This window comes from Ktedonospora formicarum (assembly GCF_016587355.1).
Lineage (GTDB): Bacteria > Chloroflexota > Ktedonobacteria > Ktedonobacterales > Ktedonobacteraceae > Ktedonobacter > Ktedonobacter formicarum.
In genome coordinates this window covers 927,460-939,261 of record NZ_BNJF01000002.1, presented here as the reverse complement: position 1 = coordinate 939,261, position 11,802 = coordinate 927,460, and the positions used below count along the sequence as shown (strand labels likewise).

Sequence of the window (11,802 nt, the reverse complement as noted above, 5' to 3'; positions counted from 1 at the left end):
GTCTTTGTGGATGTTCTGTTGTGTTTTGGAGGAGATATGACCACCCTTAACCCTTTCTCGCGCCTTTCCACTCCGTTTCTCGACCTCGCCGACCTGGCCCATGAGCCTGCCGAGCCTACTCCCTGGGCCTTTGCTAACTTGCTTGCTCCAGGCCTCACCTTGCTCACAGGCGATGCCTTCTCGGGCAAAACCTCCCTTGCCTATCATCTAATGCTACGAGTAGCTTTAGGGCTCAATGCCTTCGATGGAGCCAGCGACATGTCCTCAAACTCTGGGCGTGCCACCTTCCTTGGTCTCGACTCCTCGTCCAACCATCTCAGCTCACTCGCCAAACGCTTCCTCGCCGCTCATCCAGGTATATCCCTACCCACTAATATTCGCATCAACAACACTCAGAAGCCTCTCACGACAGAAGAGGGCCTCCAGGAGCTCTATGAGGAATTCATCTCTCATCCAGATCAGCGTCTCTTTGTCATCGATAATCTGACCTCCCTGCGCCACCTCTTCAAGGGCAGAGACCGCAAACTCTTCGCCTTCCTGCGAACTATCGCAGAATCCCAGCAGGTCTGTATCATGATTGTACACACTAGCCGAGTTACCCCCTCATTGGTCTCTGCAGTCGATACACACCTGCACCTCAAACGCTACGCCATATCCAACTTCTATCAACTCACCATCCGAGGCAAAATGCTGACTAGCACCACACGTCAGCTCTACTGCCCGGTATCCGGCATTAATTTCCGCCTGCTAACCACCCAGGAGCTATTCGGACTGACAGCTCATAGTGCGCAACGCTCCATGCGACGCGAGCGAGTAGAAGTGTTACGTGTCTTCGCCGCCTTTGGACCAGCAGCCTTGACCCCTTCACAGATCGCGGCAGCTCTAGATGTGGACATCGAAACCATCAAGATCATCCTACGCCCGATGGTCCGTACACACCTACTGGTCTCACCCAAACGCTTTCACTACCAACTCAGTCCTACCATCAAACCATTACTCAACGCTATTCTAGAACAACATACCTTCTTGCAACCTCTGGCCGTTAGCATGCTTCCCCAACCATCAGAATCCGAAATTCAGGCAGCTAAAAAGCTTACAGCTTCCATCAGCGCAAAGCAGACTAGCGCAAAAACGCGCAACAAACGAAAAGCTGCCGCGCTAAAACTTGAGAACGCTAGCGAATCTCCAATGGCTGGAAGCGTTCCTCCAGGAACACACCGTAAGGACGCACAAGGTGATATGCATCTCCCACACTTGGAGATTGCCACTCAAGCACATGAGGACTACACTATCAGCGAATCACCTTCTGAGGAACCAATCCTTTCAGAGGCCGACCCTAGAAACCAATCAGCATCAGATGTATCCAGGCACACCCGTGACCAGCAACGCAAAGACAAACAAAAAGGACAACAAAAGAACTCTCGTCAGGGGAGAAAGCAATCGAGTCTGCGACGCGCAAACCGAGTCAAACCGGTCCTCATCCTCGCACAACCAAATCAGTAGGGCTCTTTGAAGCTCTGAGCACATTCACCTGTTCTTTTCCAATTGAAGACTTAGTATCGTAAGCCGCTATGCAAGAAGCGTCGGCTATATGTTTCAAACTCAGTTCAGGTTTGCTTGTGCACTGCTGAGGTATAACATATAATCACCCTATATATGATTTTTGGGGAACAAAACTTTACAGAGATAGGGGGCTACATGCCTGTACCTACTTTATTCACCCTCAAATGGGCAGCGGAGCATAAAGAATACGCACTATATGAGCAAGGTAAATTAGTCTCTCTTATTGAAGATGATAAACAATGGCGAGACTGGATAACAAATCATGCCTCCTTCGCTTTTCAGGGAAAAGAGACACGCTTCAATTTGCTCAAAGAAGCGCGTAAGAACAAGGGTGAAGGCTATTGGTACGCCTATCAGCGTCAGGGGAAGCGCACAATCAAACGCTATGCAGGTCGCAGTGCTGATTTGACTATCAAGCGCCTGGAGGTGCTTGCCAGCACAATACAAACTCAGCAATCACATATTCCATTGCTCGAACCAAAACTTCAGCCTCCACGCTTACATTCGGGACTAGTTCGACGAGAGCGTTTGCTTTCGTTACTCAACACAGGTACGGAAGGGTCTCTCGTCCTCCTCTTATCTCCCGCAGGAAGCGGTAAAACTACATTGATAAGTCAATGGTTAGAGGAGCATCAGAAAGACCCTCCAGTCACCTGGCTTGCGCTGGATAAAAACGACAATGATCCCATCCGATTCTGGCGCTATGTAATAACCGCTTGCCAGAGATTTCAGGCCGATTTGGGAAATTCCGCGCTTGAGAAGTTAAAGAAGGCACCTTCCTTCCCGCCTGAACTTCGACTCTTTGAAACAGTTCTGACACTGTTTCTGAACGAATTAGGACGTGCTCCGCACGGCGGCATTCTGGTGCTAGAGGATTATCATGTCATCACTTCTCCTTCTGTCCATCAAAGCCTGTCTTTCTTCCTCGAACACCTTCCTGTTTCCATCAACCTCACCATCACAACGCGCAATGAATTACCTCTATCTTTGACGAGACTGCGAGCCAGAGGTGAGCTTTGTGAGATCATGGGAAGCGATCTCCAGTTCTCTCAGAAAGAGATGATAGCATTCTTTCAAACGCTTTTTCCATCTCAGACTTCCCTGGAGATAGCTCTACACATCGGCACACAATTGGAGGGATGGGCTGCCGGACTGCGTCTTTGCGCACTCTCCATGCAAGCGTTACCTTCGGAGCAAACTATACAACGTCTACTGACAAATTTCACACTCGAATATCATCCCCTTCACGACTATATACTTGAAGAAGTCTTTAGCACACTTCCGGAGCAACTACAAACCTTTCTACTACAAACCTGTATGCTGGAACGTTTAACACCTGATCTATGCAATGCTGTCTGCGAGATCAACAATAGTGCATCCCTACTAGATTCGTTGGAACGCACCGGACTCTTTTTAGATCACCTGCATGGGTCAGGCACATGGTATCGCTATCACGCACTCTTCGCCGATACTTTACGCGCTGAGGCCCGCCGCCGCTTCGGGATGGAACGACTACATACTTTATTACACAAAGCCAGTACATGGTATGAGCAACAAGGCATGCACCCCGAAGCAATTGAGACGGCTTTACAGGGGCAAGATCTGATAAAGGCAGCAACGCTCATTGAACAGCATCTTGCGGCCCACAGCCACAACGAGATACAAGAACCGCATACACTACGCCGCTGGCTTGAACAGCTTCCCCACACCATCATTTCCTCCCATCCAGTCCTTTGCTTTGCCTATGCCCAGTCTATTTCTTTCTGCTTTGTACCAGGGCAACCACCACCTGATGCACTGGACCAGATCGAAGAACTACTATCCATTGCCGAACAGCAATGGCAATCCACCAATGATAACACTATTCTTAGTGAAATTGCTGCCTTCCACGCCTATATCTCCATGCGTCGAGGTGACCATGCAGGAGTCTTTGCATTCGCCAACCAGGCGTTAAGAGGTTTGCCCACAACTGCTAAACACTGGCGAGGTGTTTGTCTGGCATTATTAGGAACTAGAGAGCTTCAGTACAGCCAGCTCCACCAGGCACATGCACATGTTCAGGAAGCGCTAGCACTCTGGGTTGAATTGAATCATAAACATGGAGCCCGAAGTGCCACACTTACCCTAGGTGCTATCTATCATGCTCAGGGAGCTCTGCTGGCAGCAGAGGCATGCTACCAACGCGTCATTCAGGAGGCGCGAGAGGTTGGTGATAATGAAGATCTAATCCCTGCCCTCATCGCACAGGCTCGCTTAGCTTATGAATGGAATAAGCTCGATATAGCCGAACACATAGCCCAGGAAGCCTGGAGCCTGGGAGAACTGTCACAGAGTCAGGAAACAATGGCTCATGCCTCACTTGTCCTCATACTAATCTGGTTCGCTCAAGAACGCATCTTGCTTGCCAAGCAACGCCTCTCCATCCTCATCACACAATTGCATTTACCTATTTCTATCATGAACGAGATCAGGCTCCATCAGATACATTTCTTGCTCACCGAAGGCAACTATATGCTGGCTAACCATCATCTCCAGAATCTACTCACGAATACAGAGAGATTGAACACATTTACAAAAGAGCGCTTAACCTTGCTTGAAGTCCGTCTTCTTCTCACTCAGAAGAAACTAAGAGAGGCCAATATCCTACTGGAACCTATTCAGTTGACCGCAAGCGAAGCTGGACATGGCATGATCACACTTGAAGTCTACCTCCTCAAAGCCAGGATATATGGTGCTGAACAGCATATTGATGATGCCTGTGATGCACTGATTACAGCACTCTTGATAGCTCATCCAGAGGGTCACATACGACTCTTTCTGGATTATAGCGGGGAGCTAGCAGAGGTGATGCAAGCTACACTTCCACGCATTCAGGACCCAACAATCGCGAGCTACCTACGCTCCATCTTACGCGCCTCGGATCTCGAATCTGGAGCGCTCTCCCAGCTCCCCAAGAGCATTGAGCCACTTTCACGACAAGAAGAGCGCGTACTGCGCCTGCTCATAGCTGAGCGTTCTTATGCCGAGATTGCGAGCGAACTCGTTGTGTCAATCAATACCATTAAAACACAGGTAAGCAGCATCTACCGCAAGTTAAATGTGCATAATCGCCGAGAGGCACGAGCCGCAATACAGCACCCACATCTCTAAAATTCTTAATGGCATAAATCACGAAAGAAGGTGAAGCGGTATCACCCTCTTTCGCTCTATACTGCGAACTCCACACTCAAAATAGTTTATAACCCAAATCGCAAGGAGCATGCAGTATGAATAAACCAGAAATCATAGAAGAAAATATTCCTGTCCTGATCGTAGGGGGGAGCGTAGTAGGGCTCTCAATGGCACTATTTCTAGGTTGGCATGGTATCCCTTCCCTCCTGATCGAACGTCACCATAGCACATCAATTCATTCACGCGCGGGAGTGATGAACGCACGCACAATGGAATTGTATCGTCAGGTTGGTCTAGAAGCAGATATCTTCCGGCTCGAAACATCTGCTGAGCAACTTGGCGAAATGGGCCTGCACGTTGAAACACTGGTTGGCAAGGAGCTTGCCACTAACGAGGCAGCAATGCATCAACGCTTTCAACAGTCTGATCCATTTGCCAGTCCAACCCGCCGCTCAATGATTGGGCAAGATAAGCTTGAGCCGCTTCTGCACACACGCGCGGCTGAACTTGGTGCTAACATTCGCTTTGGAACAGAGATGCTCACCTTTACACAGGATAATGACGGTGTGACCGCGTACATACGCGAGCTTGCAACGGGGGCTGAGCACCTCATACATGCACACTATCTCGTAGCAGCTGATGGAAATCGCAGTTCCATTCGACAGCAGCTCGGTATCGCATCCCACGGCTATGGAACACTTGGGCATTGGGTAAGCATCATCTTTCGTACTGACCTCAGTAAGTATCTACCAGGACGCACCATTTCTCTCTGCTTCGTAAACAATCCAATCGTAGAAGGTATCATGGGGCAATCAGGCGATCACTGGGCATTACTTGCCAACCTCAAGCAGCACAAGGGAGAACAATCCGACTCACTCTCGCAGGAGCGCTACCTTGAACTTGTGCGCGCTGCGATAGGAGTTCCCAATCAGCCAGTTGAGATTATAAGCACCCTCCACTGGGAACTAGCCTCGAGAGTTGTGGAGCATTATCAGCATGAACGTATCTTCCTCGCTGGCGATGCTGCACATGTCATGACAACTATGGGTGGCTTCGGCGCGAACACTGGCATCGCAGATGCTCATAACCTTGCCTGGAAACTGGCTGCTGTACTCAATGGAAGCGCTCAGCCTAACCTTTTAGCAACTTATGAGACTGAGCGGCTGACAGCAGCACATCTAGCTGTGGCAGTATCTACCGGGTTGTATGCTTACCGCCTGCCCAATCATGAGCGAAGAGAGGCTATCATGCAAAGCGCAACAGAGATGTTGCAACTCGTACGCACCAATTCGGATGCTCCTCAACCCACTGGCTATAGCGTCGCGAGTGGCTACCGCTATAGCTCAACTGCGATTTACTCAGAACAAAAAGATACAGGCACTGGTTTCGAGAACGAGCCTTCCGCCGCCCCAGGAACCCGTGCGCCTCACCTCTGGCTCACACATGGCGATAAGCGTCTCTCGGTTCTCGATCTTTATGGGAAAAACTTTGTCTTGCTCACATACTCAAATGGGGATTTATGGGAAAAGGCAGCATCCAGTGCAAGCCAGAGATTAGATATCACCCTAGATACTTATTGCATTGGACCAGACGCAAGTTACGCCGACGACGATCAGAGCTTTCTCGCTACTTATAGAATTTCTCAATCTGGAGCGGTCCTGGTTCGCCCAGATGGTTTCATTGCCTGGCGCGCACACGAAGCTATGGTAGATGCACCTACTACGCTACAGAACATCTTAAGTCATCTCCTATCACGCTAAGCTCAGCTAATTGACCGGCCTAGAAAGCGAGATGTGATAATTGCCGCATCTCGCTTTTTGCTTGAACCTCTATCCCCTAAACCGCAGATACCAGATGCCACAATTGTGTGAGAATTTCTCCTGAATATATCTGAAAATTCGTCAGAGATAACGACTTCGACGTTAACTCGTTGTTCAGATCTGATAACTATCACTGACAACAACAATATTCTAAATGAGGAAGAGTACTGACTTCACAGGCATTTTCTGATGAATTGTTATCTCTATAAGACTGAGAATACATTATAAAGGTAACAATTCATCAGAAAATACGACATAACTGTCTCTGCGCTCCTGGTGAGGCGGTAGGCAAGCGCCCTTCATCGATGATAAACTATAAAGTAGAAATCCAATCACATTGAGGAGGGGTTTTATGAGCCACAGACTGAATTGGGGTATTCTAGGCACAGGCAATATTGCCAATACCTTCGCACGAGGGCTGGCTAATTCGCAAACTGGCACGCTCGTAGCCGTTGGGAGTCGCAATCATGAGTCTGCGAACACCTTCGGCGAACGCTGGGGAGCCACACACAGCTATGGTAGCTACGAAGCAGTTCTGGCTGACGAGCAAGTCCAGGCCGTCTATATTGCTACACCGCATCCCATGCATGCTGAGTGGGCCATCAAAGCAGCGGAAGCTGGCAAGCACATTCTTTGTGAGAAGCCAATCACACTCAATCACGCACAGGCTATGGCTGTCATAGAGGCAGCACACCGTCATAACGTCTTCCTGATGGAAGCATTTATGTATCGCTGCCATCCTCAGACAGAGCGCCTGCGTTCGCTTCTCCAAGAAGGTATTATCGGACAGATCCGCCTTGTACAGGCAACATTTAGCTTCAATTCTGGCTTCAATCCCGAGGGACGCCTATATAGCAACAGCATGGGTGGCGGCGGCATTTTAGATGTAGGCTGCTATTGCGTCTCTATGGCGCGCCTTGTTGCAGGCATTGCCAATGGCAAGGATTTCGAGGAGCCGATTGAAGTAACCGCTGTCGGGCAGGTTGGCGAGACCAATGTAGACGAATATACTAGTGCCTCTCTGCGCTTCCCTGGTGGAGTTATCGCACAACTCTTCACTGGCATTCGCGTCAGTGGCGAGAATATTGTGCGTATCTTCGGCAGTGAAGGCGATATTACCATTCCAGCTCCCTGGCTTCCCACACGCGGTCAGACACGTCTACTCCTCCACAAGAGTGATACAACCGAAGAGATTATTGTCGACAGCGATGCGGATCTCTACGGGAATGAAGCTGATACTGTAGCAGCCTATCTCGAACAACGTCAGGCTCCCGCCATGAGCTGGGCTGATACCCTTGGCAATATGCAGACACTTGATCGCTGGCGCAAAGCCATTGGTGTTGTTTACGAAGCGGAACGCCCCGAAGATAAGACGCTTACGGTCAGCCAGCGCCCGCTCAGTGTCACACCCAACGCACCAATGAAATATGGTCGCCTACCCGGTGTTGAAAAGCCTGTATCGCGCCTCGTCATGGGCGTAGATAATCAGACTGAGTGGGCGCATACATCAGTCATGTTGGATGACTATTTTGAGCGTGGTGGAAACTGCTTCGATACGGCCTTTATCTATGGTGGTGGTGCATGCGAGAGAATGCTAGGGCAGTGGGTTAAAAATCGTGGCTTACGCGAGCAGGTTGTGCTCCTGGGCAAAGGAGCGCACACCCCTTATTGCACGCCTGAATGGTTGGTAAAACAACTCGAGATCAGTCTGGACCGCCTGCAAACTGATTACCTGGATATCTATATGCTACACCGCGACAATCCAGAGATTCCAGTTGGCGAGTTCATGTCTGTCCTCAATGAGCAAAAGCAGGCTGGACGCATGCGTGCATTCGGAGCTTCTAACTGGTCTATTGAGCGCGTACAGGAAGCAAACCGCTGGGCTGAAGAGCGTGGTCTACAAGGCTTTGTCGCTGTCAGCAATAACTTCAGCCTTGCACGTATGGTTAACCCGGTATGGAATGGCTGTATCGCGGCTTCCGATCCAGCTTCACGCGCATGGCTGACTGAAACAGGGATGGCACTAATGCCCTGGTCCAGTCAGGCTAGAGGCTTCTTTACAGGGCGAGCAAAACCCGAAGATCACTCGGATGAGGAGCTCGTTCGCAGTTGGTATAGTGATGACAACTTCCAGCGCCTTGAGCGGGTCAACCAGCTTGCCGCACGTCGCGGTGTGCTCCCAATCAATATCGCACTGGCCTATGTCCTCTGCCAACCCTTCCCAACATTCCCGCTCATCGGCCCACGCGCTCTCTCCGAGACTCGTACCTCATTCCAGGCGCTCTCGGTAGACCTCTCGCCCGAAGAGCTTTGCTGGCTTAATCTCGAAGATTAAACATACCAAGAGAGGCTACATCCCGTTGAATGTAGCCTCTCTCATATATTCAGTCAATAGACACCATATATCTTCATTACAACAGAACGAAGATATATGGTGTCTATTGACTATCTACGGGCTTCTAGCCAGCGCCGAATGATCTCACCATGTTCCTCATAATGCTCAATGGTGTTTCCCATTGTGTAAGCACCTACAGGAATATCGTTGTTATACCAAGGGAATGGTCCGTTCAAATCCTCCCAGCTTAGTGCCTCTGTCGCGGCGAATACGCGTTGATACGCTGAGCGGAAATCCGCCAGCACATCCGCCAGGGAACGACCCTTGTTCTTCTCGTAGAAATATGTATTTATTGTGTCCTCTGTGTCCAGACCGGGCGCAGGGTCTGGTGGCTCCTCTCCTCTATCCAAAAATGCTTCCATTCTGGTCGCATGATAAGTCTGCCACGCAGCCAGATGAGCAATGTTGTCCTTAATAGACCAGGAGTCATTGACACCAGAAATTACCATCTCTTCTTCGCTTAATGAATCTAGCAGAGCTTCAAACTGATCGTAGCCAACCCGTATACTAGCAAGCAAAGCTGCCTTATCAGCAGGCTTGTGAGGTTCTGACATATTGATTACTCCCAAAAGCTGTTAGTGACACATCTCGTTACTGTCAGTATCTCATAGAATACGGTTAATGTCATTCCTGATTACATGCCCATTGCCATTAATACACTAATTTGCAAAGATTATCCCATAATTAACTGCGCAAAATTAAAAGAGCAAAGGCTTGGCGGCACAAATGACTTTACGGATCAATAAAACTGCCTGATCGTTAACTTGACATCTCTAGCAAGGCATGTTATAGTATCAACAACGAAAGGAGGTGGTGTGAATATGTATGAACCTACATGCTGCGCAAGCAGCTTCCACACCTTCCAGGGAGGTCTAGTTCGCTAGACTTTCTGACGGGGTATACTCCGGGCAGGTGTGTTACCTGTTTGTGCAGTATTTTACAGAGCATTAGGATTGAAGAATTGATATTCCTGGTGCTCTGTTTTTTTATGCCTTTAAACACGAGAAGGGAAGGTGGAGGGGCAACCCCTTCCGCCTTCCCCTCTTTCGCACTTTTGTCCAGGGAACGGCACCTACTAATGGGCCTCTGCTGCCATATAACCGCTAATCGCAGACTGGAAGGTATCTTCATCTATGTTACCGCCAGTAATCACAGCGGCGGCACGCTGATTGGCGTGTGTCTCTAGATAGCGCAGGGCCGCCCCAACGGCGGAACCGCCCGCACCCTCCGCACGAATTCCATTGTGTTTCCAGAGCAGATGCAGAGTATGACGAATCTCTTCTTCGGAGATAAGCTCAACATCAAAGCTTGGATAGGCTCGAGCACGCTTGAGAGGCAGAACACCAGCCTGGCGTACTAGCATACCTTCAGCCATGCTCTTAGCCGGAGGTAGCAATACGCGCTCATTGCTGGCTAGCGCGATCTTCATCGAAGGTACACACTCCAGTTCAACGCCTATAATATGTTGTCCTGAGTTCTCGTATGCCTCTAGACATCCAGCGAGTAGCCCACCGCCACCAACTGGAAGATACAGCGCGTCGAGAGGCTCTTCAGTCTGCTCACGAATTTCGCGGAAGAGGCTTGAATGCCCATGCACGACAGAGGGATCGTCGAGACTAGAAATATAGGGCGCTCCGGTCTCTCGCTCAACACGTAGCGCTTCTTGAACGCACTCATCATAACCACCTTCAACTTTCACGACCTTCGCTCCCAGTTCAGTGAGCATTTGAGCCTTGACAGTCGAAATATGTGCCGGAACAAAGACCTGAACTTTCAGGTTAAGCATCTGTGCCGCGAGCGAAACCCCCATACCATGGTTACCAGTAGAGGCTGTGACCACAGTGGTACCTGGAGCTTCTTCGAGCAGGCGATGATAGGTACCACGAAACTTAAAAGACTTCCCAACCTGCTTCGTCTCGTCTTTCAGCCAAAGCTCGCTCCCAGGAGCAAGGGGTCCCTGATAACGCACAAAAGGTGTGCGAATGACATGTTGATAATACTGATCTGGAAACAAGATATACCCTCTTCAATCTATGCAGAAGGATGAATGCCAGTGCGTTTGGGAGCAGGGCAACGCTCCTCACGAAGCCCCGCTGTAACGAAATCACGCTGGCATATCGAGTCTGCTTTGATGCCTGATAGCGAAATGCTTACTCAACAATAGGATTTACTATTTGCTTTGATTCGCTTGAAGCTCAATAAACTCATCACGCAAAATACTGTAGACACGAACATTGTGATACTTGCCAAAGCGTAGGATTGCCTCGCGAAGCGTTCCTTCCAGGCGGAAACCAGCTTTCTCATCCGCGCGCCAGCCACCAATGTTCTCCTCCATATCCTGCGTCTGGATACGATTGAGATTGAGTTCCATGAACCCATACTGGATCATAAGTTTGGTCGCTTCGGTACCATATCCCTTACCTTGCGCGGACGGATCAATCTTGATATAGAACTCCGCAGTCTGGTTAAGAGTGTTAATATCTTTCAAGCCCACAAGACCAATAAGCGTATTGTCTTCCTTCAGCGCCACCCCCATCAGGATATGGCTAAAACTACGGTACATCTGATCCAGGCGCTCTTTTGAGCGGGTATCGCTAGTAGGATACACATTGAAATAACTGCGCATTTCCTCACCATTGTGCCAAAGTGCGACATGATGATAGTCCTGCGCGGGCTCTAATGGACGCAGGTAGAGGCGGGGACCAACGATAAAAGGATTTTGCATCTCTGCTACGGTGTTACTCATTCTCTATCTTTTCCTTCCAAGCCAGGCTTTAGGCTCTCGAAAACCTGAATACATTAGCCATAATAGTGGCTCTAAATTCCACTTAGGGATGGTTTCCATTAGAGAGT

General features: G+C 49.5%; 7 protein-coding genes. 4 read left to right on the top strand and 3 right to left on the bottom strand.

Annotation, left to right across the window (positions count from 1 at the left end):
* The first annotated feature begins 36 nt into the window (after nucleotides 1-36).
* The 4 genes from K3T82_RS22910 to K3T82_RS22895 all read left to right on the top strand — a co-directional run bounded on the left by K3T82_RS22910 (nucleotide 37) and on the right by K3T82_RS22895 (nucleotide 8,889).
* Nucleotides 37-1,503, top strand: coding sequence for an AAA family ATPase (locus K3T82_RS22910; protein ID WP_220195874.1), 1,467 nt, complete (start codon nucleotides 37-39; stop codon nucleotides 1,501-1,503).
* A gap of 195 nt (nucleotides 1,504-1,698) precedes the next feature.
* Nucleotides 1,699-4,713: a winged helix-turn-helix domain-containing protein gene (locus K3T82_RS22905; RefSeq protein WP_220195873.1), complete on the top strand. Its 3,015-nt coding sequence runs from the start codon at nucleotides 1,699-1,701 to the stop codon at nucleotides 4,711-4,713.
* Between the two features lie 116 nt (nucleotides 4,714-4,829).
* Entirely contained in the window at nucleotides 4,830-6,494 is a 1,665-nt protein-coding gene (locus tag K3T82_RS22900; RefSeq protein ID WP_220195872.1) for an FAD-dependent monooxygenase, read from the top strand.
* A 412-nt stretch (nucleotides 6,495-6,906) separates the two neighbouring features.
* Nucleotides 6,907-8,889, top strand: coding sequence for an aldo/keto reductase (locus K3T82_RS22895; protein WP_220195871.1), 1,983 nt, complete (start codon nucleotides 6,907-6,909; stop codon nucleotides 8,887-8,889).
* 110 nt (nucleotides 8,890-8,999) lie between these two features.
* Here the strand turns inward: K3T82_RS22895 and K3T82_RS22890 are convergent, their stop codons facing one another.
* The 3 genes from K3T82_RS22890 to K3T82_RS22880 all read right to left on the bottom strand — a co-directional run bounded on the left by K3T82_RS22890 (nucleotide 9,000) and on the right by K3T82_RS22880 (nucleotide 11,695).
* Entirely contained in the window at nucleotides 9,000-9,503 is a 504-nt protein-coding gene (locus K3T82_RS22890) for a ClbS/DfsB family four-helix bundle protein (protein ID WP_220195870.1), read from the bottom strand.
* A 521-nt stretch (nucleotides 9,504-10,024) separates the two neighbouring features.
* Complete coding sequence (locus K3T82_RS22885) at nucleotides 10,025-10,963, bottom strand: threonine ammonia-lyase (protein ID WP_220195869.1); 939 nt, start codon at nucleotides 10,961-10,963, stop codon at nucleotides 10,025-10,027.
* A gap of 156 nt (nucleotides 10,964-11,119) precedes the next feature.
* On the bottom strand, nucleotides 11,120-11,695 hold the full coding sequence (locus tag K3T82_RS22880) for a GNAT family N-acetyltransferase (RefSeq protein ID WP_220195868.1): 576 nt from the start codon (nucleotides 11,693-11,695) through the stop codon (nucleotides 11,120-11,122).
* Nucleotides 11,696-11,802 lie beyond the last annotated feature (107 nt).